32 protein-coding genes and 1 tRNA gene are annotated in these 23091 nt (G+C 61.3%); 31 read left to right on the top strand and 2 right to left on the bottom strand.

All coding sequences use genetic code 11. The features are described from left to right. The first annotated feature begins 7 nt into the window (after positions 1 to 7). From ACVWNW_RS02915 to dapC, 3 genes are all read left to right on the top strand, one after another. Positions 8 to 1531, top strand: a complete 1524-nt coding sequence (locus tag ACVWNW_RS02915; protein WP_046323312.1) for an amino acid permease — start codon at positions 8 to 10, stop codon at positions 1529 to 1531. Between the two features lie 57 nt (positions 1532 to 1588). Further along, the gene (gene fdxA, locus ACVWNW_RS02910) at positions 1589 to 1906 is read left to right on the top strand and encodes a ferredoxin (RefSeq protein WP_015022367.1); all 318 of its coding nucleotides are present in this window, start codon (positions 1589 to 1591) and stop codon (positions 1904 to 1906) included. Between the two features lie 70 nt (positions 1907 to 1976). Beyond that, a complete protein-coding gene (gene dapC, locus ACVWNW_RS02905; protein ID WP_454482923.1) occupies positions 1977 to 3131 on the top strand; it encodes a succinyldiaminopimelate transaminase in 1155 nt (384 codons plus the stop codon). Here the strand turns inward: dapC and dinB are convergent. After that, positions 3128 to 4399, bottom strand: coding sequence for a DNA polymerase IV (gene dinB / locus ACVWNW_RS02900; protein WP_454482921.1), 1272 nt, complete (start codon positions 4397 to 4399; stop codon positions 3128 to 3130). The genes dapC and dinB overlap by 4 nt on opposite strands. Positions 4400 to 4626: 227 nt before the next feature. On the opposite strand from dinB, the gene ACVWNW_RS02895 reads away from it, so the two are divergent. After that, positions 4627 to 4713 (top strand) — tRNA-Ser (locus ACVWNW_RS02895). A gap of 198 nt (positions 4714 to 4911) precedes the next feature. On the opposite strand, the gene ACVWNW_RS02890 is transcribed toward ACVWNW_RS02895, so the two are convergent. Then, entirely contained in the window at positions 4912 to 5574 is a 663-nt protein-coding gene (locus ACVWNW_RS02890; RefSeq protein WP_454482919.1) for an IMPACT family protein, read from the bottom strand. A 108-nt stretch (positions 5575 to 5682) separates the two neighbouring features. On the opposite strand from ACVWNW_RS02890, the gene ACVWNW_RS02885 reads away from it, so the two are divergent. The 27 genes from ACVWNW_RS02885 to ACVWNW_RS02755 all read left to right on the top strand — a co-directional run bounded on the left by ACVWNW_RS02885 (position 5683) and on the right by ACVWNW_RS02755 (position 22855). Beyond that, positions 5683 to 6315 (top strand): AbrB family transcriptional regulator, encoded by a 633-nt coding sequence (locus tag ACVWNW_RS02885; protein ID WP_454482917.1) that lies wholly within the window; start codon positions 5683 to 5685, stop codon positions 6313 to 6315. Between the two features lie 203 nt (positions 6316 to 6518). Continuing rightward, positions 6519 to 6968, top strand: coding sequence for a 50S ribosomal protein L13 (gene rplM, locus ACVWNW_RS02880; protein ID WP_046323307.1), 450 nt, complete (start codon positions 6519 to 6521; stop codon positions 6966 to 6968). Between the two features lie 20 nt (positions 6969 to 6988). Further along, on the top strand, positions 6989 to 7480 hold the full coding sequence (gene rpsI, locus ACVWNW_RS02875) for a 30S ribosomal protein S9 (RefSeq protein WP_046323306.1): 492 nt from the start codon (positions 6989 to 6991) through the stop codon (positions 7478 to 7480). A 355-nt stretch (positions 7481 to 7835) separates the two neighbouring features. Continuing rightward, the gene (adhE, locus tag ACVWNW_RS02870) at positions 7836 to 10565 is read left to right on the top strand and encodes a bifunctional acetaldehyde-CoA/alcohol dehydrogenase (RefSeq protein ID WP_454483352.1); all 2730 of its coding nucleotides are present in this window, start codon (positions 7836 to 7838) and stop codon (positions 10563 to 10565) included. Positions 10566 to 10851: 286 nt separating this feature from the next. Next, positions 10852 to 11160, top strand: coding sequence for a 30S ribosomal protein S10 (rpsJ, locus tag ACVWNW_RS02865; protein WP_006295278.1), 309 nt, complete (start codon positions 10852 to 10854; stop codon positions 11158 to 11160). A gap of 16 nt (positions 11161 to 11176) precedes the next feature. Then, entirely contained in the window at positions 11177 to 11830 is a 654-nt protein-coding gene (gene rplC / locus ACVWNW_RS02860) for a 50S ribosomal protein L3 (RefSeq protein ID WP_015022359.1), read from the top strand. A 4-nt stretch (positions 11831 to 11834) separates the two neighbouring features. Next, positions 11835 to 12509 (top strand): 50S ribosomal protein L4, encoded by a 675-nt coding sequence (rplD, locus tag ACVWNW_RS02855; RefSeq protein ID WP_015022358.1) that lies wholly within the window; start codon positions 11835 to 11837, stop codon positions 12507 to 12509. Between the two features lie 5 nt (positions 12510 to 12514). Then, positions 12515 to 12817 (top strand): 50S ribosomal protein L23, encoded by a 303-nt coding sequence (rplW, locus tag ACVWNW_RS02850; RefSeq protein WP_015022357.1) that lies wholly within the window; start codon positions 12515 to 12517, stop codon positions 12815 to 12817. A gap of 35 nt (positions 12818 to 12852) precedes the next feature. Continuing rightward, positions 12853 to 13683: a 50S ribosomal protein L2 gene (rplB, locus tag ACVWNW_RS02845; protein WP_015022356.1), complete on the top strand. Its 831-nt coding sequence runs from the start codon at positions 12853 to 12855 to the stop codon at positions 13681 to 13683. A gap of 15 nt (positions 13684 to 13698) precedes the next feature. After that, positions 13699 to 13977 carry a 30S ribosomal protein S19 gene (rpsS, locus tag ACVWNW_RS02840; protein ID WP_015022355.1) on the top strand — a complete coding sequence of 93 codons (279 nt, stop codon included), beginning with the start codon at positions 13699 to 13701 and terminating at the stop codon, positions 13975 to 13977. Positions 13978 to 13998: 21 nt separating this feature from the next. Next, positions 13999 to 14358, top strand: a complete 360-nt coding sequence (gene rplV, locus ACVWNW_RS02835; protein WP_015022354.1) for a 50S ribosomal protein L22 — start codon at positions 13999 to 14001, stop codon at positions 14356 to 14358. Further along, positions 14358 to 15203, top strand: coding sequence for a 30S ribosomal protein S3 (rpsC, locus tag ACVWNW_RS02830; RefSeq protein WP_029678066.1), 846 nt, complete (start codon positions 14358 to 14360; stop codon positions 15201 to 15203). The genes rplV and rpsC overlap by 1 nt, the downstream gene beginning before the upstream one ends. A 3-nt stretch (positions 15204 to 15206) precedes the next feature. Continuing rightward, a complete protein-coding gene (rplP, locus tag ACVWNW_RS02825) occupies positions 15207 to 15626 on the top strand; it encodes a 50S ribosomal protein L16 (RefSeq protein WP_015022352.1) in 420 nt (139 codons plus the stop codon). Continuing rightward, positions 15626 to 15889, top strand: coding sequence for a 50S ribosomal protein L29 (gene rpmC / locus ACVWNW_RS02820; RefSeq protein WP_015022351.1), 264 nt, complete (start codon positions 15626 to 15628; stop codon positions 15887 to 15889). The genes rplP and rpmC overlap by 1 nt, the downstream gene beginning before the upstream one ends. Before the next feature lie 2 nt (positions 15890 to 15891). Beyond that, positions 15892 to 16158, top strand: coding sequence for a 30S ribosomal protein S17 (gene rpsQ / locus ACVWNW_RS02815; RefSeq protein ID WP_015022350.1), 267 nt, complete (start codon positions 15892 to 15894; stop codon positions 16156 to 16158). Positions 16159 to 16237: 79 nt separating this feature from the next. Further along, positions 16238 to 16606: a 50S ribosomal protein L14 gene (gene rplN, locus ACVWNW_RS02810; protein ID WP_015022349.1), complete on the top strand. Its 369-nt coding sequence runs from the start codon at positions 16238 to 16240 to the stop codon at positions 16604 to 16606. A gap of 1 nt (position 16607) precedes the next feature. After that, positions 16608 to 16943: a 50S ribosomal protein L24 gene (gene rplX, locus ACVWNW_RS02805; protein ID WP_015022348.1), complete on the top strand. Its 336-nt coding sequence runs from the start codon at positions 16608 to 16610 to the stop codon at positions 16941 to 16943. Continuing rightward, positions 16940 to 17512 carry a 50S ribosomal protein L5 gene (gene rplE, locus ACVWNW_RS02800; RefSeq protein WP_046323304.1) on the top strand — a complete coding sequence of 191 codons (573 nt, stop codon included), beginning with the start codon at positions 16940 to 16942 and terminating at the stop codon, positions 17510 to 17512. Before rplX ends, rplE begins: the two co-directional genes overlap by 4 nt. 1 nt (position 17513) lies before the next feature. Further along, positions 17514 to 17699, top strand: coding sequence for a type Z 30S ribosomal protein S14 (locus ACVWNW_RS02795; protein ID WP_015022346.1), 186 nt, complete (start codon positions 17514 to 17516; stop codon positions 17697 to 17699). 80 nt (positions 17700 to 17779) lie between these two features. Next, positions 17780 to 18178, top strand: a complete 399-nt coding sequence (rpsH, locus tag ACVWNW_RS02790; protein ID WP_024626787.1) for a 30S ribosomal protein S8 — start codon at positions 17780 to 17782, stop codon at positions 18176 to 18178. Between the two features lie 16 nt (positions 18179 to 18194). Beyond that, positions 18195 to 18734, top strand: coding sequence for a 50S ribosomal protein L6 (rplF, locus tag ACVWNW_RS02785; protein ID WP_046323303.1), 540 nt, complete (start codon positions 18195 to 18197; stop codon positions 18732 to 18734). A 1-nt stretch (position 18735) separates the two neighbouring features. After that, a complete protein-coding gene (gene rplR, locus ACVWNW_RS02780; RefSeq protein ID WP_313840738.1) occupies positions 18736 to 19107 on the top strand; it encodes a 50S ribosomal protein L18 in 372 nt (123 codons plus the stop codon). Next, positions 19104 to 19865, top strand: coding sequence for a 30S ribosomal protein S5 (rpsE, locus tag ACVWNW_RS02775; RefSeq protein ID WP_029678063.1), 762 nt, complete (start codon positions 19104 to 19106; stop codon positions 19863 to 19865). The genes rplR and rpsE overlap by 4 nt, the downstream gene beginning before the upstream one ends. Beyond that, positions 19865 to 20050, top strand: coding sequence for a 50S ribosomal protein L30 (gene rpmD / locus ACVWNW_RS02770; RefSeq protein ID WP_045924814.1), 186 nt, complete (start codon positions 19865 to 19867; stop codon positions 20048 to 20050). Before rpsE ends, rpmD begins: the two co-directional genes overlap by 1 nt. A gap of 2 nt (positions 20051 to 20052) precedes the next feature. Further along, the gene (rplO, locus tag ACVWNW_RS02765; protein ID WP_454482907.1) at positions 20053 to 20517 is read left to right on the top strand and encodes a 50S ribosomal protein L15; all 465 of its coding nucleotides are present in this window, start codon (positions 20053 to 20055) and stop codon (positions 20515 to 20517) included. A gap of 185 nt (positions 20518 to 20702) precedes the next feature. After that, a complete protein-coding gene (secY, locus tag ACVWNW_RS02760; protein ID WP_046323301.1) occupies positions 20703 to 22031 on the top strand; it encodes a preprotein translocase subunit SecY in 1329 nt (442 codons plus the stop codon). A 251-nt stretch (positions 22032 to 22282) separates the two neighbouring features. After that, on the top strand, positions 22283 to 22855 hold the full coding sequence (locus tag ACVWNW_RS02755; RefSeq protein ID WP_454482904.1) for an adenylate kinase: 573 nt from the start codon (positions 22283 to 22285) through the stop codon (positions 22853 to 22855). Positions 22856 to 23091 lie beyond the last annotated feature (236 nt).

Raw genomic sequence — 23091 nt, 5'->3', positions numbered from 1 at the left:
GAGCAGGATGGAATTATTCAGAAAGAAATCCGTTGAACAGACCCTGGCGGAGACCGGGGAGGAGGGTAGGTCGCTTAAGCGGACGCTGACCACCTGGGACCTGGCCATTATGGCCGTCGCAGTGGCCGTGGGCGCTGGCATCTTCTCGGTGGGGGCCCAGGCGGCGGCCTTCCATGCGGGGCCGGCCGTCATCATCTCCTTCGTCATCGCAGGCATTGTCTGCGCAGCGGCCGTCATGTGCTACGCGGAGTTCGCCTCCATGATCCCGGTTTCAGGCTCGGCCTACACCTTCACCTACAACACCATAGGCGAACTGGTGGCTTGGATCATCGGCTGGGACCTGATCCTGGAGATGCTCATGGCCGCCTCGGTCATCTCCAAGTACTGGGGCGTCTACCTGAATGACTTCATCCATCTGATGGGCGGCACCTCATTCAGCTCCAGCTTCCATCTGGGCGGCCTGGATGTGGACCTGGCCCCGCTGGCGGTCGTCACCCTCTTCACGGTTCTTCTGGTTCTGGGTACCAAGCTCTCGGCCCGGTTCGACGGCGCCTTGACCGTCCTCAAGATCGGTATCGTGGTCTTCGTCATTGTGGTGGGCTTCTTCTACGTCAAGTTGGACAACTACCGGCCCTTCATCCCGCCTTCCGAGCCCGCTTCGGCCGTGCCGGGGGCCAGCGTGCCCGGGATCATGGGCCAGCCGCTCTGGCAGTGGGTTTCCGGCATGCAGCCCACCATCTACGGTGTCCCAGGCATCCTCTCAGGCGCCGCCCTGGTCTTCTTCGCCTTCGTAGGCTTCGATATCGTCGCCACAACATCCGAGGAGGCCAAGGAGCCCCACAAGACCATTCCCCGCGGAATCGGTCTGGGCATGCTGATTGTCATCACCCTGTACATCCTGGTCGCCATCGTCACCACCGGCATGGTCTCCTACAAGGATCTGGCCAAGGCCAAGAACCCATCCCTGGCAACCGGTTTTGAGATGGTAGGGGCTCCTTGGGCCGCCAAGATCATCTCCTTCGGCATCGTGGTGGGTCTGACCACTGTGGTTATGGTGCTCCTGCTAGGGCTGACCCGCATCGTCTTCGCCATGAGTCGCGACGGGCTTCTTCCCCGTGCCCTGTCCCGAACCGGCCGTCATGGCACGCCTGCCCGCATCCAGATCCTGGGTGGCATCGTGGTGGCCGTGGTGGCCTCCTGTTTCCCTATAGACGTCTTGTCCGACATGGTCAATATCGGCACGCTTTCGGCATTCCTGCTTGTGGCCATTTCCCTGCCCATCATGCGCAAGCGTCGGCCGGATCTGCCCCGATCCTTCAAGATGCCCGGCAACCCCTGGGTCCCCATTCTGATTGCTCTGGCCTGCCTCTGGCTCATGCTCAACCTGACCGTACTGACCTGGATCCGATTCGTGGTCTGGTTAGCTGCGGGTCTGGCCATCTACTTCGGCTATTCCTACCGGCACTCCCTGCTCGGTCGCCATCAGCTCAGCGGGAAGATATCCGAGGCCACCCAGGCCGGTCTGGACTGACCTGGAGCGTCGGCGCTGGAGTGTAAAGTGAGTACTCGCATACTCAGGAGGTAACCCATGACCTACGTCATCGCTCAGCCCTGCGTGGACGTCAAGGACAAGGCCTGCGTGGACGAATGCCCGGTGGACTGCATCTACGAGGGCGTCCGTTCGCTCTACATCAACCCCAACGAGTGCGTGGACTGCGGCGCCTGCGAGCCTGTCTGCCCGGTGGAGGCCATCTTCTACGAGGACGATCTGCCCGAGGAGTGGACTTGGTATAAGGACGCAGCGACTGATTTCTTCGCCCAGGTGGGGGATGCCGGCGGTGCTGCCGCGGTCGGCCCCTATGATCACGATCCGGAGGGTGTTGCAGCCCTGCCACCCAACAAGTAGTCGATTAAGGCTGACGAGCCGCGGAAGGGAGCCATCCCACCGCGGCTTATTTATAAGAGAAAGGCGGGCCATGGGTTTTCACTCGTTCGAATCCCCCTATGATTGGTCAAGGATTGAATCTTACCGGCGGCGTGCTGAGCAGTGCCCCGGCGGTCTGGTCGACCTCTCGGTGGGTTCACCGGTGGATCCTGTGCCCAGGTCGGTCAAGGAGGCCTTGGCGGCGGCTGCGGATGATGGCCAGGCGCGAGGCTATCCAAAAACTGCCGGTGATGGTCTCCTGAGGCAGGCTGCGACCGACTGGTTCCGTCATCGCCGTGGGGTCGATCTTGATGCCGTGGGCGCGGATCTGGTGCCTACGGTCGGGTCCAAGGAAGCGGTGGCACTCATGGCCTCCCTCCTGCATCTGGGACCGGGGGACCGGGTGGTGCAGCCGAAGGTATCCTATCCCACTTATGCCATCGGAACCCAGCTGGCTGGAGCCCAGGTGACGACCGTGGATGATCCTGTTGATACGGATTCATGGGTGGATCTGCCTGGCGTGCGAGCAGTATGGATCAATTCGCCAGGCAACCCCAGTGGGCAGGTCATTGACCGAGCCGGGTTGGCTAAGATCGTACGGGCGGCTCGTTCTATAGGGGCCACGGTCTTGAGTGACGAGTGCTATGCCATGCTGGATTGGTCAGAACATACCCAAGTCGGGCAGAATGCGCCGATCCCGGCCTCACCCTGCATCCTGGAACCTGAAGTCTGTGGCGGCGATGCCAGCGGCATACTCTGTCTGTATTCGATGAGCAAGCAGTCCAACATGGCCGGGTACAGGGCGGCCCTCGTGGCCGGCGATGCTCATCTGGTGAAGGTCATGACCGCCTATCGCAAGCAGGTGGGACTGATTGTGCCAGGTCCGGTACAGCGGGCCATGCGAGCCGCTTTGGAGGACGGAGAGGCTGTTATGGCCCAGCGCGAGATCTACGCCCGTCGTCTTCGGGCCTTGGCTCAAGCTCTGACATCTTACGGATACGATGCCGTCATGCCACAGGGTGGACTTTATATCTGGGCGCAAGCCCGTTCGGGCGATTGCTGGGCCGATATGGCCGACCTGGCCCGTATGGGGATTCTGGCCAGTCCTGGGGAGTTCTACGGGGATAGTCACCGTTTGCGATTCTCGTCCACCATATCCGACGACCAGTTGGAGCTGGCCCTGGATCGTTTGCATACAGGCGCTTAGAGACCCATGCTGACTGAACCCTTGCCGTAGCGGTTCCTGATGGAGTCCATGGTGGCCTCTGCCTGATCCAGGCGCTGGGACTCGCTGCCGGTGTGACGTTTGCTCTCGCGTATGATGTCGTCCAAGGATGGCTGGATGGGGGTATCTTCCACCCGGCTCAGACCGGATGCGCTGACACCGGCTAGGCGAATCAGCCTAGGCAGGGAGGTGTCCATGGGAACACCCTCAGGCAGCCCCAGCATGGCCTTAAGCAGTCCGACCGCCTGCGGATAGATGCGATTGGCTGAGTTGACCGGTGTCTCCAAGGTATGGGCCTTGGTCATATAACGCAGGTCATCAAAGCGCAGTTTGACGGTGATGGTCCGGGCGATCAGGTCATGCGCTCGCAGTCCGGTGGCCACCTCGTCGCTGCAGGCGCGCAGGAGGTCGCAGACCTGCTTCATGCTGGTGGTGTCGTGCAGGAAGGTGCGTTCCGCGCCCAGGGATTTCTCAGGTGCTCGTGGCTTGACCGGATTGTCGTCCAGGCCGTGGGAGGCCTGTGCCAGCATCCGTGCTGTGACGGTCGAACCTGTGGCCCGAGCCAGATCCCGCTCACTCATGGTGGCCAAGTCGGCTACATCCTTGATGGCCCAGGCGTTGAGCCGCTTTTCCAGGGCCGGTCCGATGCCGGGGATGCCGCGCAGGGGCATCAGCTGGACGAACTCGGCCTGCCGGGCCTTGGGGATCAGCAGCATGCCGTCAGGCTTGGCATTGGTGGAGGCCATCTTGGCTACCAGCTTGTTGGTGGCGATGCCCACCGAGCAGGTCACGTGGAATTGGCGGGCCACGCTGGCTCGAATCCACCGGGCTATGGCTGTGGGCATGCCCCAGCGCATGAGCGCCCCGGACACGTCCATGTAGCATTCGTCTACGGAGACCTGCTCGATCTGATCGGTGATTTGTGAGAAAATCGTATCAAATATCCGTCGTGAAATGCCCCGGTAATAGGTCATGTCGACCGGGAGGAAGACCCCTTGAGGACACAGTCGCTTGGCGCGTGCCAGGGGCATGGCCGAGTTGATGCCAAAGGCTCTGGCCTCATAGCTGGCCGCCGACACCACCGAACGCTGCCCGGTGCCGATAATGACCGGCCTTCCCTGCAATTGCGGGTGTCGCGCAACCTCACAAGAGGCGTAGAAAGCATCCATGTCAATGTGCAGCACCGTGCAGCCGGTTTCGTCATGTCCCCAGTCCTTCTTGGCGGCTGCAAGCCTTGGTGCGGTACTCATGACTCCATGATATAAGGGGCCCCCAGAGGAACATGCGATAAATTATTCTCGAATGTAAATTCTTAGAAAAGATTCAATATTCTGGTTTTTATCCATGAAAAATGGATGGACATGTACCTGCCTCATCCGATTCTGCTGCTCCGGCGAGTCAGGTCAGTCAATCATGGTATTCTATTGTTTTGTTCTCGAAAATTGAGGGACTAAGGTCCCGGATCGGGAGCCAGCATGGAGACGTGCCTGAGTGGCCGAAAGGGGCACCCTGCTAAGGTGTTGACTGCGCAAGCGGTCCAGGAGTTCGAATCTCCTCGTCTCCGCCTGATGGCCGGTGATTGTTGATTTTGCACGATCACCGGTCTTATTTATTGCCATTGGTATCTGTTTCCCTGTCTCTTGCAGGGCTGCAGTCTGGGAGGATTCAAGTCTGTGAGGTGGCGGACCGATGGTGCATGGCATAAGTCTGTCTGGCAGTGCAGATCACCGCTGGGCAATGGCCGCATGCCACCTCCCTCCGATCATGTGGTGGATGGAGCTTGGCTTCCAGACAGGGGAATCAGCATGTGGCCTTCGCCCAGTGCAGTGGGCTGGACACGGCCCTGCAGAAGGTCGTCCAGCCGACCATTGAAGGCTGGCACTGCCGCGGGCTCCAGGTCGTAGGTCAGTCGCACCCGGTCAGTGAAGTCCTCGCTTTCCATGTGTCCACCAAAGGTGTGGATCAGACGGCGAAGGGAGTCATACTCCGGGTAGTCCACGGTGATCGTGAAGCGCTCCGTCGGGAGCACGCGTGCCGATCTTGCTGCCTTGAGTGCCAGGGAGGCTGCTGAGGAATAGGCTCGGATCAACCCCCCTGATCCCAAAAGGATCCCCCCGAAGTATCGGGTCACGGTCAGGACGCAATCGGTCAGTCCCTGTCGACGCATGACCTCAAGTATGGGCTTGCCGGCCGTTCCTGAGGGTTCTCCGTCATCGCTCATGCGCTCGCTGGTGCGGCCCTCGGGTCCCCAGATCGCGCAGTGGCAGACGTGCCGGGCTTTGGGGTGCTGTAAGCGGACCTCTTGGACGAAGGCCATGGCCGCATCTTGGTCCTCTACATGGCAGGCCTGGCCGATGAACTCGGACTTCCGCTCGGTCAGAGAGCCTGTGGCCGGTTTCTGCGGCGTATCCAATATGGTGAGCAAATCGGCTTGCCTCCTATGCCTACCGTCTCCTCGGTTCCTGCCCTATCTCCATGTTAGAGGGGATTCCGGGCCGAGTCTGATATCAAGGAGGCGACCTAAGCTGGCCGCATGACCAATCCTCAGGACCAACCGGAAACCGAACCTCCATCAGCCGGCAAGCCCCACGAGGCCCTGACGGTCTTCTATGAAAGGCTCAGGCACTCCACGGATACGGCTGAGCTGCACGAATTCGCCCGCAGCCCACTGCCCGACAGGTCAGATCAGGCTGCTTTCTCCCGCTTCACGGCATTGCTGGAGGCGGTGGCTGGCAATGAACACACGCCGGTGGAGGACAGGGTCTACCTGGCGCAGACCATGCCCTTTCCCAACATTCTGGTCAAGCTCTCCCAGGATTCCAGCTCTGAGGTCCGCCGGGCGGTGGCCGCCAACAAGGACGACAAGAACTGGCTGGCAGGTCTGCTCACCAAGGATGACGACGCCGGAGTCAGGGCTGCCGCGCTGACCAACCCTATGACCTCTTGGAAGATGCGTCTGGAAGGCGCCCAGGATGAACGAACCGATGCCGAGACACTAGACTTCCTGGGAGCTTTGGGCACCCGCGTGGAGCAGGATGCCCCCCATGTGCTGGCCGCCATGGTGCGCCGGGCCGTGGCCCTGAATCCCAACACGGGACAGGCGACCCTTGAGGTCCTGAGCAAGGACCCGGACGGTCAGGTGGCACGGGCGGCTGCCTCCCGTTGAAACAGGAGCGGACGCGAATTTTGACGAACGGCATACAGGCGTTACAATAATGGATTGTTGTGTTTCCCTAAGGGGTCCTCAAAGCGCTTTTCCCACTCGCCGTCTAGGACTTTAAGGGAGCCCACGGAATACATGGCTTTCGGCCGGCATGGCAGCATGCGGCGCGGAGAGCCTGAAACACAATGCAAGGAAAAGGTTGAATCGTGAAGACTTTCACCCCGAAACCAGCCGATCTGACACATGACTGGTATATCGTCGACGCCTCCGGTGTGGTGCTGGGGCGTCTGGCAGCTCAGGTGGCAGATCTGCTGCGCGGCAAGAACAAGCCCACCTATGCGCCCTACGCCGACTCCGGCAACAACGTCATCGTCATCAACGCATCCAAGATGGTGCTGACGGGCAACAAGAACGACAAGGTGCTCTATACCCACTCCGGTCGTCCCGGCGGCCTGCGTCGCGACTCTTACGGGCAGCTGATGGAGCACAACCCCGAGCGCATCATCATGACGGCGGTCAAAGGCATGCTGCCCAAGAATAAGCTGGCCAAGGTCCAGCTGACCAGGCTGCGGGTCTTCGCAGGCGAGGAGCATCCTCACACTTCACAGCAGCCCATTGAGTACAAGATCCATCAGGTTGCCCAGCAGGCCAAGTAGGACCAGAGGAGATAATCACCATGGCTGAAAACAACAACAGCTCCGCGGTTCTTGAGGCCGAGGAGACCAGTGCTTCCTACACTTCCGAGACCAACGCCGGTGCAGGCACCGGCACCTCCGCCATCGAGCCGGGCTACGGCACTGGCCGTCGCAAGGAGGCAGTCGCCCGCGTTCGTCTGATCCCGGGCTCCGGCAAGTGGAGCATCAACGGGCACACCCTGGAGGAGTACTTCCCCAGCAAGCTGCACCAGCGCGAGGTCAACTCGCCTATCGTGCTGCTCAAGCTCGAGAACAAGTTCGACGTGGTTGTTCGCGTCGATGGCGGCGGCGTGACCGGCCAGGCCGGCGCAGTCCGGCTGGGCGTTGCACGCGCCTTGAACGCCATCGATAGGGACGCCAACCGTCCTGCTTTGAAGAAGGCCGGGTTCCTGACCCGTGACGCCCGCGTGGTGGAGCGCAAGAAGGCTGGTCTGCACAAGGCCCGTCGCGCCCCGCAGTTCTCCAAGCGCTGACGTTCGCAGTTTCTTTTATCCCCGAGGTTCTCATGGACCTTGGGGATTTTTTCATGCCTGGATTCATGCCTGGCAGGTCCAGTCTGAAGCGAACGGCAAAGCGCACGTTCGGGTGCGGAAAATGACCAGAAAAACCACGAATTCCCACACGACACGCTTCAAGCGAACGTTCGCTCATCCTGGGGCTCAATGGTGCCCCCTCGGGTCTATATTGTGACTTTCGTCACGTTATGACGGAAGCCTTTTATGGATCTACACGGTCTGGAGACTGTCTGCTGGTCCTGATCGGAATCCGTGGAACATGAGGAGGGCCAATATCTTGGCTGAAACGCAGAAGCAGAAGCATGAGCATCAAGTGAAGGAGCCGCCAGTCGGCAGGGAAGGCAGCCCGGCCGACAGCAGTGAGCTGGCCCGCTTGGAGGTGGATGCGTTAGTTGTCCGCGCACAGGCGGCTCTACGCGCATTTGAGAAGCTCGACCAGGAACAGGTGGATCGGATCGTGGCCAAGGCATCCATTGCGGCCCTGAACAAGCACCTGCATTTGGCGCAGATGGCCGTGGACGAGACCGGACGCGGCCTGGTGGAGGACAAGGCCACCAAGAACATCTTCGCCTGCGAGCATGTGACCAACTACCTGGCCAGACAGCGCACCGTGGGTATCATCAGCGAAGACGACGTGGACGGCATCATCGAGGTGGCCGAGCCGGTGGGAGTCGTGGCCGGGGTGACTCCGGTGACCAACCCCACCTCGACTGCCATCTTCAAGTCGCTGCTGGCCTTGAAGACACGTTGTCCCATCGTTTTCGGTTTCCACCCCTACGCCCAGCGCTGCTCGGTGGAGGCGGCCCGGATCGTTCGAGATGCCGCCATCGAGGCAGGCGCTCCGCAGGATTGCATCCAGTGGATCGATCATCCCTCAGTCGAGGCCACCGGCGCCTTGATGCAGCACCCCGGTGTGGCTACCATTCTGGCCACCGGCGGCACTGGCATGGTCAAGGCCGCCTACTCCTCGGGCAAGCCAGCATTGGGTGTAGGAGCCGGCAATGCCCCGGCCTATGTGGACCGCAGGGTCAACGTCCCCAGGGCCGTCAACGACCTTATCCTGTCCAAGCATTTCGACTACGGCATGATCTGCGCCACAGAGCAGGCCATCATCGCCCATCAGGATGTGCATGACCGTGTGATCGAGGAAATGAAGCGGCGCAAGGCTTACTTCGTCAATCCTGAGCAGAAGGCCAAGCTGGAGGAATACATGTTCGGTGTGCGGGCTCATGCCGGTGCCGATGCCCCTGCTCCCAGGCTCAACTCCGAGGTTCCGGGCAAGTCTCCTCAGTTCATCGCCCATCAGGCCGGCTTCGAAATACCCGAGGATGCGACCATCCTGGCTGCCCAATGCGACCAGGTAGGGCCCATGGAACCTCTGACCCTGGAGAAGCTGGCTCCGGTTCAGGCCGTGCTAAAGGCGAGCAACAAGGAAGAGGGTTTCACCCTCTGCGAGCAGATGCTGCGTTACGGTGCCGGGCACACGGCAGCCATCCACACTGACGATGAGAGGCTGGTGCGCGAGTATGGCCAGCGCATGCACGCCTGCCGGATCGTCTGGAACCAGCCCAGTTCCCTTGGCGGCATCGGCGACATTTACAATGCCATCGCCCCCTCCCTGACACTGGGCTGCGGCTCCTACGGCGGCAACTCGGTGTCGGGCAACGTTCAGGCGGTCAATCTGATCAACGTCAAGCGGATCGCGCGGAGGAACAACAACATGCAGTGGTTCAAGGTGCCGGCCAAGACCTACTTCGAGCCCAACTCAGTCCGCTACCTGCGCGACATGTTCGGCATCCGCCGGGCCGTCATCGTATGCGACAAGGTTATGGAGCAGCTGGGGATCGTCGACAAGATCATCGATCAGCTGCGCGCCCGGTCCGAGCCGGTCACCTTCCGCATCATTGACTACGTAGAGCCGGAGCCCAGCGTAGAGACGGTGGAGCGCGGCGCAACCATGATGCGTGACGAGTTCGGCCCCGACACCATCATCGCCGTGGGCGGCGGCAGCCCCATGGACGCAGCCAAGATCATGTGGCTGCTCTATGAGCACCCGGAGATCTCCTTTGCCGATGTTCGGGAGAAGTTCTTCGACATCCGCAAACGGGCCTTCAAGATTCCGCCCTTGGGCACCAAGGCCAGGCTGGTCTGTATCCCCACCTCTTCGGGGACGGGTTCGGAGGTCACCCCATTCGCAGTCATCACCGACCATAAGACCGGCTATAAGTACCCCATCACCGACTATGCCCTGACTCCCAGCGTGGCCATCGTGGATCCGGTTCTGGCCCGTACCCAGCCCAAGAGGTTGGCCTGTGACTCGGGCTTCGATGCTCTGACCCACTGCATGGAGGCTTTCGTCTCGGTCTATGCCAATGACTACACCGACGCCATGGCCCTGCATGCCGCCAAGCTGATCTGGGACAACCTGGAGCCTGCCGTGGGCACTGCCGGCGGTGAGGCCAAGATGCGCGCCCAGGAGAAGATGCACAATGCGGCGACCATGGCAGGCATGGCCTTCGGTTCGGCCTTCCTGGGCATGTGCCACGGCATGGCGCATACCATCGGAGCCCTCTGCCATGTGGCCCATGGGCGCGCCAACTCCATCCTTCTGCCCTATGTGATCCGCTACAACGGACGGGTCCCGGACGAGCCCACCAGCTGGCCCAAATACAGCGAGTATGTGGCCCCGGAGCGCTACAGGCAGATGGCCCATGTGCTAGGCATCGAATCATCTACCCCCGAGGAGGGTGTGGAGCTCTTGGCCTGTGCCGTTGAATCCTACAGGGACGAGCGCTTGGGCATGGATGCCTCCTTCCAGGCAGCCGGAGTGGACGAGGATCTCTACTGGCAGTCCCTGGATCAGATTGGCATGCGCGCCTATGAGGACCAGTGCACGCCCGCCAACCCCCGCATTCCGTTGATTGAGGACATGAAGGACATCGCCGTGGCCGCATACTATGGGGTCAGTCAGGAGGAGGGCCACCGGATGAGGGTCGCCCGTCAAGGTGATGGAGCGGCTCAGGAGGCTTCCCAGCGGGTCTGACAGGGTCGTAATTGAGCCGTGGGTTCCCCTGGAAGAAGCGCGACACGCCCGGATTCTTCTAGGGGAACCCTCGTGCTTTAATAAGAAAGTTGCCTGTTTTGGGCTCGCATTTTGTCAATCACAATAGCGGGTGCAGCGAGGAGTCCCATCCCCACGGGATTCTCCATGGCTGCGCATGGATCCGGCTGAGGCCTGTCGGGAGGAATGTCTCCTTGTGGCCGTCGTTCCGTGCCCTCGAAACAGACTGGGTAATCAGTTCATAGATCGCTAGAAAGGGCGGACGGCAATGGCGGGACAGAAAATCCGCATCAGGCTAAAGTCCTATGACCATGAGGTCATCGACCAATCGGCGAAGAAAATCGTCGAGACGGTGACGAACGCGGGCGCAACTGTGGTTGGCCCCGTTCCGCTGCCGACTGAGAAGAACGTGTATGTCGTCATCCGTTCTCCTCATAAGTACAAGGACTCCCGCGAGCACTTCGAGATGCGCACCCATAAGCGCCTGATCGACATCGTGGATCCCACGCCCAAGGCAGTGGATTCGCTGATGCACATCGATCTGCCGGCGGACGTCAACATCGAGATCAAGCTGTAGGGGAGGAGGAAACCGCATGGCTGAAGAGCAGAGGAACCGCAAGGCTCTCCTGGGCCGCAAGCTGGGCATGTCCCAGGTCTGGGATGAGAACGGCTTCTTCGTCCCGGTGACCCTGGTGGACGTGTCCACCAACGTGGTGACCGCGGTCAAGAATCAGGAGAAGGACGGCTACCAGGCCATCCAGATCGGCTACGGGCAGATTGACCCCACCAAGGTGACCAAGCCGCTGGCAGGCCACTTCGCCAAGGCTGGAGTGACCCCGCGTCGTCATCTGGTCGAGGTTCGCACCGCCGATGCTGACAGCTATCAGCCCGGCCAGGAGTTGGGCCTGGACCTGCTGCCCGAGGGCAGTGAGGTCGACGTGACCGGCACCACCAAGGGCAAGGGCTTCGCCGGCACCATCAAGCGCTGGGGCTTCAAGTCCTACCGCCGCACCCACGGCTCGCACAAGAACGAGCGCCGTCCCGGTTCAGTGGGAGCCTGCGCCACGCCCAGCCGCATCCTCAAGGGCAAGCGGATGGCCGGCCGCATGGGTCACGACACCTCGACCGTCCAGAATCTGACCATCGTCTCCGCAGATGCCGAGAAGGGCGTCATCGCCATCAAGGGTGCCCTGCCCGGGCCCCGCGGCGCCATCGTCCTGGTTCGTTCGGCAGTGAAGGGAGCCTGAAACCATGGCTAAGTTGACTCTGAACATCACCGACGCCCAGGGTAAGAACACAGGGACCGTGGATGCACCCGAGCAGATCTTCGGCATTGCCGAGGAGGATGTCCGCTCACACGTGCCGCTGATCCACCAGGTGGTCGTCGCCCAGCTGGCTGCAGCCCGCCAGGGCACGCATTCAGTCAAGACCCGGTCCACCGTCTCCGGCGGCGGCCGCAAGCCTTGGAAGCAGAAGGGCACCGGTCGTGCTCGTCAGGGCTCCATCCGCGCTCCCCAGTGGACCGGTGGTGCCATTGTCCACGGCCCGCAGCCGCGCGACTATTCCCAGCGCACCCCCAAGAAGATGAAGGCCGCAGCCCTGCGCTACGTCCTGTCCGACAGGGTCAACGCCGGACGCGTGCACGTGGTCGACTTCGGCATCGGCGAGACCCCGTCCACCAAGGCCGCCAAGGCAGCCCTGCTGCCCCTGGTCGACAACAGATTCACCACTGTCGTGCTGTCCCGCGAGAACATCAACGAGTGGCTCTCCGTGAGGAACCTGCCCACCGTCCACGTTCTCTTCGCCGATCAGCTCAACACCTACGATGTGGTCACGGCCGAGGATGTCGTCTTCAGCAAGGATGGCTTCGACGCCTTCCTGGCCGTCAAGGGCGGCGCCAAGTCCGAGACCGTCAAGGAGGCCTGATTTTCATGGCAGCTATTCACAAGCCAGCGCACGACATCATTCTGCGCCCGGTCGTCTCCGAGAAGAGCTATGCCAACTCGGACCGCGGCCAGTACACATTCGTGGTGGACCCTGATGCCAACAAGGTCGCCATCAAGCAGGCCATCGAGCAGATCTTCAACGTGAAGGTCACATCGGTCAACACCCTCAATCGGCAGGGCAAGCGGACCCGGACCCGTACGGGCTGGGGTCGTCGCGCCGCCGAGAAGCGTGCCATCGTCAAGGTGGCCGAGGGCCAGTCGATCGATGTCTTCGGTACCAACAACTGAAGGCTAGCCGAGAAAAGTTAAGGAAGAACTAGATTATGGCTATCCGTACATACAAGCCGACGACTGCGGGCCGTCGCAACGCCTCGGTTTCGGACTTCGCCGAAATCACGCGCTCCAAGCCCGAGAAGTCGCTGGTCCGCAAGCTGAGCAAGACCGGCGGACGCAACTCCTACGGCCGCGTCACCAGTCGTCACCGCGGCGGTGGACACAAGCGCCAGTACCGCCTCATAGACTTCCGTCGTTGGGACAAGGATGGCGTGCCCGCCAAGGTTGCTGAGATCGAGTACGATCCCAACCGCTCGGCCCGCATCGCTCTTCTGCACTTCGCAGACGGCGAGAAGCGCTACATCATCGCCCCGCAGGGCATCAAGCAGGGTGACGTCATCGAGACCGGTCCCCAGGCCGACATCAAGCCCGGCAACAACCTGCCTCTGCGCAACATCCCCACCGGCACCATCGTCCACGCCATCGAGCTGCGGCCTCTGGGCGGCGCCAAGATCGCCCGTTCGGCCGGTGCTGCCGTCCAGCTGGTGGCCAAGGACGGGGCTTACGCCCAGCTGCGTATGCCCTCCGGCGAGATTCGCAACGTCGACTCCCGTTGCCGTGCAACAGTGGGCGAGGTCGGCAACAACGACCACGCCAATGTCCAGCTCGGCAAGGCTGGGCGTGCCCGCTGGATGGGCCGCAGACCCATCACCCGTGGTGAATCCATGAACCCGGTCGACCACCCGCATGGCGGACGCACTCGTGGCGGCAAGCCGCCAGTGTCTCCCTGGGGCAAGGGCGAGGTTCGCACCCGCAGGCCTAAGAAGGCCTCCAACAAGATGATCGTGCGTCGTCGTCCAAATGGTAAGAACCGCAAGTAAGGGAGTGTCGGAAAGATGACTCGTAGCATCAAGAAGGGCCCATTCGTCGACGCCCACTTGCAGAAGAAAGTCGACGAGCAGAACGAGAAGGGCACCAAGAACGTCATCAAGACCTGGTCCCGTCGTTCGATGATCACCCCGGACTTCATCGGGCACACTTTCGCTGTGCACGATGGCCGCAAGCATGTCCCGGTCTTCGTCACCGAGGCCATGGTCGGCCATAAGCTCGGCGAGTTCGCCCCCACCCGGACCTTCAGGGGTCACGTGAAGGACGACAAGAAAGCACGCCGCTGAGGCGAGGGAGAGTAGAGACACATGGAAGCTAAGGCAATTGCACGTCACGTTCGCGTGACGCCTCGCAAGGCTCGCCGCGTCGTCGACCTCATCCGAGGCAAGCAGGCGACCGAGGCCGTGACCATTCTGAAGTTCGCCCCACAGGACGCGGCCGTTCCGGTCCGCAAGTGCCTGGAGAGCGCCATCGCCAACGCGCGTGTCAAGGCTGACAAGGCCAACCAGCCCTTCCGCGAGAACGAGCTGGTGGTTCGGGAGACCTACGTGGACGAGGGCACCACCTTGAAGCGGTTCCGCGCCCGAGCCCAGGGTCGTGCGGCCCGCATCAACAAGCGGACCAGCCACATCACCGTCGTGGTGGCCGACAAGGAAGGAGCCCGATAATGGGGCAGAAGATCAACCCGTTTGGGTACCGACTCGGCATCACCGAGGAGCACCGCAGCAAGTGGTACTCCGACTCCAACAAGGCGGGGGAGCGTTACAGCGACTTCGTCCTTGAGGACGACAAGATCCGCAAGGAGATGAACAAGGACCTGGAGCGCGCAGGCGTCTCCAAGATCGTCATCGAGCGGACCCGGGACCGTGTGCGCGTCGACATCCACACCGCCAGGCCAGGCATCGTCATCGGTCGTCGCGGAGCCGAGGCCGAGCGCGTGCGTGCCAAGCTGGAGAAGATCACCGGCAAGCAGGTCCAGCTGAACATTTTCGAGGTCAAGAATGCCTCCATTGATGCCCAGCTGGTGGCTCAGGGCATCGCCGAGCAGCTGACCAACCGCGTCACCTTCCGCCGGGCCATGCGAAAGGCTCAGCAGGATGCCATGCGGGCCGGCGCCAAGGGTATCAGGATCAAGCTTTCCGGCCGCCTGGGCGGAGCCGAGATGAGCCGTTCGGAGTTCTACCGTGAGGGCCGTGTGCCCCTGCAGACTCTGCGCGCCCTGATCGACTACGGCTTCTTCGAGGCCAGGACCACCTACGGCCGTATCGGCGTCAAGGTCTGGATCTACAAGGGCGACATGACTGAGCGTCAGTTCGAGGAGCAGCAGGCTCAGCAGAACAACCGCCCCGGTCGGCGCGGGGATCGTCGTCCTCGCCGTGGCGTCCGTCCCTCCGAGGGACGGACTCGCCGCGAGCAGGATGCAGCCAAGCAGAACAGCGGTGTGGCCGCGCCGCCGGCGGCGGCTCAGGAACAGACCGCCTCGGCCCCCGTCGCAACCGAAGCAAAGGAGTGAGCCGTGCTTATCCCAAAGAGGACTAAATACCGCAAGCAGCATCGTCCGGGTCGTTCGGGCATGTCCAAGGGCGGCAACGAGATCGCTTTCGGCGATTACGGCATCCAGGCCCTGGCTCCGGCCTACCTGACCAACCGGCAGATCGAAGCGGCCCGTATCGCCATGACCCGGTACATCAAGCGTGGCGGCCGCGTATGGATCACGGTCTTCCCTGATCGCCCCCTGACCAAGCACGCCCTGGGATCCCGAATGGGTTCCGGCAAGGGTGCGCCCGAGTTCTGGGTGGCCAACGTCCGTCCCGGCCGGGTGCTCTTCGAGATCGGCGGCGTGAGCGAGGATGTGGCCCGCGAGGCCCTTCGCCGCGCTACTGACAAGCTTCCCATGAAGTGCCGGATTATTGCACGTGAAGGCGGTGACATCTGATGTCAGTCGGAACAGCCGAGTATTCCATCAAGAATCTGAATGAAAAGACCAATGCGGAGATCGAGGATTTCCTGAAGAAGTCCAAGGAAGAGCTGTTCAACCTGCGCTTCCAGTCGGCCACCGGTCAGCTGGAGAACACCTCCCGCCTCAAGGCCGTCAAGCACGACATCGCCAGGATGTACACCGTCCTGCGTGAGCGCGAGCTGGGCATCAGCCAGGAGCCCGCCGAAGCAAAGGCCGAGAGCAAAGCTGAGGAGAAGTAAGCATGGCTGACAAGCAGGAGCGCAACTTCCGCAAGGTTCGCAGCGGCTACGTCGTGTCCGACAAGATGGACAAGACCATCACCGTAGAGCTGGAGCAGCGTTCGACCCACCCCCTGTACGGCAAGGTCGTCCGCAGCAACCGCAAGGTCAAGGCCCATGATGAGAAGAACGAGGCCCATGTGGGCGACTTCGTGAGTATCATGGAGACCCGTCCTCTGAGCAAGACCAAGCGCTGGCGTCTCGACTCCATCGTCGAGCGCGCCAAGTAACAAGTTCGGCCAGGCTCCGCATTTCATCCCGCCCTGGCGCGGGGTGTCTGCGGAGAACCAGCGCGGCTAAGGAGAATCAATGATTCAGCAGGAATCGCGGCTTCAGGTCGCCGACAACACGGGTGCCAAGGAGATCCTGGCCATCCGCGTGCTCGGCGGGTCGAAGCGACGCTATGCCGGCATTGGCGATGTGATCGTCGCCACCGTCAAGGATGCCATTCCCGGCGGGTCGGTCAAGAAGGGCGAGGTCGTCAAGGCGGTTGTCGTCCGTACAGTAAAGGAGCACCGTCGCCATGACGGCTCTTACATCAAGTTCGACGAGAACGCGGCGGTCATCCTCGGCACCGGTCGTGAGCCCCGCGGCACTCGTATTTTCGGACCGGTCGGCCGTGAGCTGCGCGACAAGCGCTTCATGAAGATCGTGTCCCTGGCACCGGAGGTGATCTGAAGTGGTAGCCAAAATCAAGACAGGCGACCAGGTCAAGGTCATCCGCGGCAAGGATCGCGGCAAGGAGGGCAAAGTTCTGCGGATTCTGCCCAATGACCGCCTGATCGTCGAGGGTATTCAGATCGTCAAGAAGCATGTGCGGGCCACCCAGCAGGGTCAGGAGTCGGGCATTGTCCCGACCGAGGCGCCCATCCATCGCTCCAACGTGATGGTCATCGACCCGGAGACCAAGAAGCCGACTCGCATCGGCGTGAACATCAAGGAGGAGGCGCGTGACGGCAAGGTCAAGGTCGTGCGCACCCGCTTCGCCAAGAAGTCAGGCAAGGAGCTGTCATGAGCGATACCACCGTTGAAGCACCGGCAGTCCCTCGTTTGCTGCAGCAGTACCGCGAGAACATCGTGCCCGAGATGGAGAAGGAGTTCAAGTTCTCCAACCCCATGCAGGTGCCCAGGATCGAGAAGGTCGTGGTCTCCATGGGCGTGGGTGCCGCGGCACGCGACTCCAAACTGATCGAGGGTGCGGTGAAGGACCTGACGGCCATCACCGGCCAGAAGCCCAAGATCACCAAGGCCAAGAAGTCCGTGGCGCAGTTCCACCTGCGTGAGGGACAGGCCATCGGCGCTTTCGCCACCCTGCGTGGCGTGCGCATGTGGGAGTTCCTGGATCGACTGCTGACCCTGGCTCTGCCTCGCATCCGCGATTTCCGCGGCATCAGCGACCGTCAGTTTGACGGCCAGGGCAACTACAACTTCGGTCTCACGGAGCAGTCCATGTTCCACGAGATCGATCCTGATCAGATCGATCACCAGCGTGGTATGGATATCACAGTGGTGACCTCCACCAAGAACGATCAGGAGGCCCGGGCGCTGCTCAAGCAGCTGGGCTTCCCCTTCAAGGAGAACTGATATGGCAAAAACCGCTCTGAGAAACAAGGCGGCACGCAAGCCGAAGTTCAAGGTGCGTGGCTACACGCGCTGCCAGGTCTGCGGTCGTCCTCATTCCGTCTATCGCAAGTTCGGCCTGTGCCGCATCTGCCTTCGTGAGAAGGCTCATCGCGGCGAGCTGCCGGGTGTGACGAAGTCCAGTTGGTAAAGATCGACGCTGAAGGTCCGCGGTCGAGGCAGATTGCTGCCCGGCGGCGGAAACCACGGCGAGGAAGGGCATAAGCCCACATGACAATGACAGATCCCATCGCAGACATGCTGACACGTCTGCGTAATGCGAGTGCGGCCAAGCATGAAACAGTCGACATGCCGTACTCCAAGTTCAAGGCGAACATCGCGCAGATTCTCAAGCGCGAAGGCTTTATCGCCGATTACCGCGCCAAGGAGGCGCGCGTCGGGCAGGATCTGGAGATCACGCTCAAGTACGGTCCCGATGGACGTCAGTCCATTCAGGGAATCAAGCGTGTCTCCAAGCCCGGTCTGCGCCGTTATGCCAAATCGGATTCCCTGCCCATGCCGCTGGGCGGGCTGGGAATCGCCATCATCTCGACCAGCTCGGGACTGATGACCCAGAAGGAATGCCTCGACAGGGGCATCGGCGGCGAAATCGTCGCCTACGTATGGTGAGAAAGGAGAGCTGAACATGGCATCGCATATTGGTAAGCTCCCCATCGCCGTTCCGGCAGGTGTGGAGGTGGCCTTCAAGGGCCAGGAATTCACCGCGAAGGGTCCCAAGGGCTCCGACGGGTGCACGTTGCCCGAGGGCATCACCGGCAAAGTCGAGGGCAATGAGATCATCATGACCCCCGCCGACGAGGACCGCACCACCAAGGCCAAGCATGGCCTGAGCCGCTCCATTGTGGCATCCATGGTCGAGGGCGTCTCCAAGGGCTACAGCAAGCACCTGCAGATCGTCGGCACAGGCTACCGCGTGGTTGCCAAGGGCAAGTCCCTGGAGTTCTCGCTGGGCTACTCCCATACCATCACTGTCGACCCCCCGGAGGGCATCACCTTCGAGACACCGAACGCCAACGAAGTGGTCGTCTCCGGCATCGATAAGCAGGCTGTCGGCCAGGCTGCGGCCAACATCCGCGCCCTGCGTGCTCCCGAGCCTTACAAGGGCAAGGGCATCAAGTACGCCGACGAGCACATCCTGCGCAAGGCTGGAAAGGCTGGTAAGTGATATGACGGTCTCGATACTAGGCAAAGGCAAGAAGATCGCCCGTCTGCGCCGCCATGCCCGTCTGCGCAAGCATGTATCCGGCACGGCAGAGCGTCCCCGTCTGGTGGTCACACGGACCAACCGCAACATGATCGCCCAGATCGTCGACGACACCAGGGGCATCACCCTGGTCAGCGAGTCGACCATGGCTTCGGACTACGGCTCCTTCAAGGGCACCAAGACCGAGGCCGCCCGCAAGGTAGGCGAGCAGATCGCGGCCAAGGCCAAGAAGGCTGGCATCACCACCGTGGTCTTCGACCGTGGTGGCAACAAGTACCACGGAAGGGTCGCAGCGGTTGCGGAAGGCGCCCGTGAGGGAGGTTTGGCACTGTGAGCGACAACGAAACGACAAAGGAAACAACCCAGGTGACTGAAGATTCCACAAACACTCAGTCCAGCCAGGGTGGCAGAAGGGACCGGAACGACCGGAACGATGATCGCCGCGGCGGTCGTCGGGGCGGCTCCCGTGACGGCCGTAGGGATGGCCGTCGTGGCCGCCGCGACCGCGACGAGCGTGACGACATGCTCGACAGGGTCGTGACCATCAACCGTGTCTCCAAGGTCCACAAGGGCGGCCGAACCTTCAGCTTCGCGGCTCTGGTGGTCGTGGGCGACGGCAAGGGCACTGTGGGTGTTGGCTACGGCAAGTCCCGTGAGGTCCCCGCAGCTATCTCCAAGGGTCAGCTGGACGCCAAGAAGCACATGTTCACCGTTCCCCGCATCCGCGGCACTGTAACCCATCCGGTGATTGGCCACGATGCAGCCGGAACCGTTCTCCTGCGGCCTGCAGCCCCAGGAACCGGCGTCATCGCCGGTGGTCCGGTCCGCGCCGTTCTGGAGTGCGCAGGCATCACCGACATTCTGAGCAAGTCCATGGGCTCGGCCACGGCCGTCAACATGGTGCGGGCCACTGTAGCTGCCCTGAAGCAGCTGGAGGAGCCTGAGGAGATCGCGGCACGCCGTGGTCTGCCCCTGGAGGAGGTCGCCCCTGACTCCCTCCTGCGCGCACGTGCCGCCGGCATCGCCGACGAGCGCAAGGAGCGCGAAGAGGCCAAGGCCAAGGCTGACGAGCAGTCGAAGGCAGGTGAGTGATGACCAAGCAGATCAAGATCACCCTGGTCAAGGGCGTGGCTCATGCCACCGACCGCCAGAAGGAGAACGTCAGGTCTCTGGGCCTTCACAAGATCGGCCAGACAGTCCTGCGTGAGGACACCCCCGTCTACCGGGGAATGGCCGACAAGGTCCGCCACCTGGTGAACGTAGAGGAGGCAGACTGATTATGGCCAGCGAGAAGCAAGAGCCCACCATCCTGCAGATGCATGACCTGCGTCCTGCTCCGGGTGCCAAGCGCGACCGCATCCGTGTGGGTCGTGGCGAGGGGTCCAAGGGCAAGACCTCCGGTCGTGGCACCAAGGGCACCAAGGCACGCTACCAGGTCCGTCCGGGCTTTGAAGGCGGCCAGCTGCCCCTGTACATGCGGTTGCCCAAGCTGCGTGGGTTCAGGAGCCCCTTCAAGAAGGAGTACCAGGTGATCAACCTGGGTGCTCTGGAAGGGCTCTTCCCCAATGGCGGCGAGGTCACTGTCGAGGATCTAGTCAACAAGGGAGCGGTCCGCAAGGGCCACCCCGTCAAGGTCTTGGGTGATGGCGATGTCAAGGCTGCTTTCACCCTCAAGGGTGTAAAGGCCTCGACCTCGGCCAAAAGCAAGATAGAAGCCGCAGGCGGGTCCGTCTCTGAGGACTGACACTCATAGGGGACAGACCGCAAGGCAGATGATTCCGGCCCTCCCCGCTCCAAGCGGGCGAGGGCCGGAATTCGTTTCCGGCCAGGTTGCCGTCGGGATTTGACGGAGCCATCGGTTAAGCTGGTCGGAGCAATAAGGTGCGATGCACCGGGACCAACGCGTGGGCGCGTAGGGAGGGAACTTAGGTGAGGACGTTAATCCAGGCCTTCAAGACCAAGGAGTTGAGGAAGAAAATCCTCTTTGTTCTTGGCATCATCATCATCTATCGCATCGGGTCGTTCATACCTACCCCAGGTGTGGATTATCCTGCCGTGCAGAAGTGCATCACCACAGCCGGCAATGAGGACTTCATCGGCCTGGTCAACCTGTTCTCGGGCGGGGCTCTGTTACAGCTGTCCATCTTCGCACTAGGCATCATGCCCTACATCACCGCATCCATCGTGGTGCAGCTGCTGCGTGTGGTCATTCCACGCTTTGAAGCTCTGCACAAGGAAGGTCAGTCCGGCGAGGCCAAGCTGACTGAGTACACCAGGTACCTGACCATCGGCCTGGCGGTGCTGCAGTCCACGACTATTCTGGTCACTGCCCGCAACGGCGCGCTCTTCAACGGGGCATGCCAGCAGCAGGTTATCCCTGACAGTTCGGTCTGGAACCTGGTAGTCATGGTCCTGATCATGACCGGCGGCACAGGCCTGATCATGTGGATGGCCGAGCTGATTACTGACAAGGGCATTGGCAACGGTATGTCCGTCCTGATCTTCATCTCCATCTGCTCTGGCTTCCTGCCTCAGCTCTGGAACATCGGCTGGGGCACCAACGGCAAGAACGGTGACTGGGTCAAGTTCGGCATCGTTGTGACTGTCTTGGTGGTCATTCTGATACTGGTGGACTATGTTGAGCTGGCTCAGCGCCGCATACCCGTCCAGTACACCCGCCGGATGATCGGCCGTAAGATGTATGGCGGATCCTCGACTTATTTGCCGCTCAAGATCAATATGTCAGGAGTGATTCCTCCCATCTTCGCCTCATCCATTCTGGCTATTCCCACCCTCATCGCCCAGTTTGGCAAGCCCGAACAGAGCTGGGTCAAGTGGATCGATGCCAATATGGCCAACACCACCTCGGTGTGGTACATCGTGCTCTACTCGGTCATGATCGTCTTCTTCTGCTTCTTCTACACTTCCATCACCTTCAACCCTGATGAGACGGCCGACAACATGAAGGAGTACGGCGGTTTCATTCCCGGCATCAGGGCCGGACGGGCCACCAGCCGGTACCTGTCATACGTGATGAATCGGCTGAACACGGTTGGCGCCATCTATCTGCTTTTCGTGGCGCTGATACCCACGGTGCTGATCATGTTGCTGAAGATCAACTCCAAGTTGCCCTTCGGAGGCACCACCATCCTGATTATCGCCGGCGTCGGCCTGGACACCCTGCGTCAGGCCAGGGCTCAGACCGAGCAGTTCCAGTACACCGGCTTCCTGCTGGAGGGCGAACACAAGGAAGGCTGACCCTAACCAAACACCAGCAGGTGGTGTCAGACTCAAGCAAATGAAGGTCCGACCTTGGCCCTTGGTGGCATAGGGCCGGACCCTGCTATATCGGGAAGGGCATTTGCATGGGTTCAGTGAGTCGAACCTGTGTTGGGTCAGGTAGCCGCTAGCATACATAAATGTGGGTTCTCCGGGGCTAAGACAGCTAGAACCGTCTTGGACCGGAGAGCCAAGAACATAGAAATCGAGCATCGAGCGAAGGATCGGGAATGGCACAGCGACTGTTGATCATGGGACCTCAAGGTGTTGGCAAGGGCACGCAAGCGGCTTTGCTCAGCAAGCATTACGGGATTCCGGCCATCTCCACCGGCGACATTTTCCGCTACAACCTGAAGAACGGAACCGAGCTGGGCAAGCAGGCCAAGGCCTATACCGACAAGGGTGAGCTGGTTCCAGACGAGCTGACCAACACAATCGTCAAGGACCGTCTTGGCATGGACGATGCCGCCCAGGGCTGGATTCTGGACGGCTACCCACGTTCGGCTTCCCAGGTCGAGGCGCTGGACAAGATGCTCAAAGAGCTTGACACCCCGCTGACGGCTGTGGTGGCCTTGGATGCCGACCATGACGTGCTCATGCAGCGCATCGCCAAGAGGGCCAAGGAAGAGGGACGTGCAGACGATACCCCCGAGGCCATCGCCAAGCGTCTGGACATCTATGCCAGGGAGACTGCACCCTTGCTGAACACTTATAAGTCCCGTGGCCTTCTGGTCGCAGTGGACGGTCAGGGAGCGGTCGAGCAGATATCCAGGGAGATTATCGCGCAGCTGGACAAGCGCTAATTCAAAGCCTGTCAGGCGAAAGGGTTGTCGCCAGCTGAATCAACCGTAAGAAGGCCTTGTTCAGAACATACTGGCACAGCTCGCTGCTAAGACTAACCCAAGCATAGAAGCTGCATGACCCCAGGGGGCTTGACAGCTTCTTTTTGTGGAGGGCGGAAATCCCCGCGCGTCCGCCCAACTCTGGCGGAGAGGATGATAGCCTAGGTGCATTCAGACCCTCTTCCGGGGGGTATTGC

The sequence above is a fragment of the Bifidobacterium sp. JNUCC 75 genome (genome assembly GCF_054819865.1).
The sequence above is the reverse complement of the archived record's forward strand: the minus strand, read 5'-3'. Positions and strand labels throughout refer to the sequence as shown.

What these genes read in the sequence shown, in the direction of transcription:
- ACVWNW_RS02915 (WP_046323312.1), top strand. Translation starts at nt 8, where the DNA reads ATGGAATTATTCAGAAAGAAATCCGTTGAACAGACCCTGGCGGAGACC.
- fdxA (WP_015022367.1), top strand. Translation starts at nt 1,589, where the DNA reads ATGACCTACGTCATCGCTCAGCCCTGCGTGGACGTCAAGGACAAGGCC.
- dapC (WP_454482923.1), top strand. Translation starts at nt 1,977, where the DNA reads ATGGGTTTTCACTCGTTCGAATCCCCCTATGATTGGTCAAGGATTGAA.
- dinB (WP_454482921.1), bottom strand. Translation starts at nt 4,399, where the DNA reads ATGAGTACCGCACCAAGGCTTGCAGCCGCCAAGAAGGACTGGGGACAT.
- ACVWNW_RS02885 (WP_454482917.1), top strand. Translation starts at nt 5,683, where the DNA reads ATGACCAATCCTCAGGACCAACCGGAAACCGAACCTCCATCAGCCGGC.
- rpsI (WP_046323306.1), top strand. Translation starts at nt 6,989, where the DNA reads ATGGCTGAAAACAACAACAGCTCCGCGGTTCTTGAGGCCGAGGAGACC.
- rpsJ (WP_006295278.1), top strand. Translation starts at nt 10,852, where the DNA reads ATGGCGGGACAGAAAATCCGCATCAGGCTAAAGTCCTATGACCATGAG.
- rplC (WP_015022359.1), top strand. Translation starts at nt 11,177, where the DNA reads ATGGCTGAAGAGCAGAGGAACCGCAAGGCTCTCCTGGGCCGCAAGCTG.
- rplD (WP_015022358.1), top strand. Translation starts at nt 11,835, where the DNA reads ATGGCTAAGTTGACTCTGAACATCACCGACGCCCAGGGTAAGAACACA.
- rplW (WP_015022357.1), top strand. Translation starts at nt 12,515, where the DNA reads ATGGCAGCTATTCACAAGCCAGCGCACGACATCATTCTGCGCCCGGTC.
- rplB (WP_015022356.1), top strand. Translation starts at nt 12,853, where the DNA reads ATGGCTATCCGTACATACAAGCCGACGACTGCGGGCCGTCGCAACGCC.
- rpsS (WP_015022355.1), top strand. Translation starts at nt 13,699, where the DNA reads ATGACTCGTAGCATCAAGAAGGGCCCATTCGTCGACGCCCACTTGCAG.
- rplV (WP_015022354.1), top strand. Translation starts at nt 13,999, where the DNA reads ATGGAAGCTAAGGCAATTGCACGTCACGTTCGCGTGACGCCTCGCAAG.
- rpsC (WP_029678066.1), top strand. Translation starts at nt 14,358, where the DNA reads ATGGGGCAGAAGATCAACCCGTTTGGGTACCGACTCGGCATCACCGAG.
- rpmC (WP_015022351.1), top strand. Translation starts at nt 15,626, where the DNA reads ATGTCAGTCGGAACAGCCGAGTATTCCATCAAGAATCTGAATGAAAAG.
- rpsQ (WP_015022350.1), top strand. Translation starts at nt 15,892, where the DNA reads ATGGCTGACAAGCAGGAGCGCAACTTCCGCAAGGTTCGCAGCGGCTAC.
- rplN (WP_015022349.1), top strand. Translation starts at nt 16,238, where the DNA reads ATGATTCAGCAGGAATCGCGGCTTCAGGTCGCCGACAACACGGGTGCC.
- rplE (WP_046323304.1), top strand. Translation starts at nt 16,940, where the DNA reads ATGAGCGATACCACCGTTGAAGCACCGGCAGTCCCTCGTTTGCTGCAG.
- ACVWNW_RS02795 (WP_015022346.1), top strand. Translation starts at nt 17,514, where the DNA reads ATGGCAAAAACCGCTCTGAGAAACAAGGCGGCACGCAAGCCGAAGTTC.
- rpsH (WP_024626787.1), top strand. Translation starts at nt 17,780, where the DNA reads ATGACAATGACAGATCCCATCGCAGACATGCTGACACGTCTGCGTAAT.
- rplF (WP_046323303.1), top strand. Translation starts at nt 18,195, where the DNA reads ATGGCATCGCATATTGGTAAGCTCCCCATCGCCGTTCCGGCAGGTGTG.
- rplR (WP_313840738.1), top strand. Translation starts at nt 18,736, where the DNA reads ATGACGGTCTCGATACTAGGCAAAGGCAAGAAGATCGCCCGTCTGCGC.
- rpmD (WP_045924814.1), top strand. Translation starts at nt 19,865, where the DNA reads ATGACCAAGCAGATCAAGATCACCCTGGTCAAGGGCGTGGCTCATGCC.
- rplO (WP_454482907.1), top strand. Translation starts at nt 20,053, where the DNA reads ATGGCCAGCGAGAAGCAAGAGCCCACCATCCTGCAGATGCATGACCTG.
- ACVWNW_RS02755 (WP_454482904.1), top strand. Translation starts at nt 22,283, where the DNA reads ATGGCACAGCGACTGTTGATCATGGGACCTCAAGGTGTTGGCAAGGGC.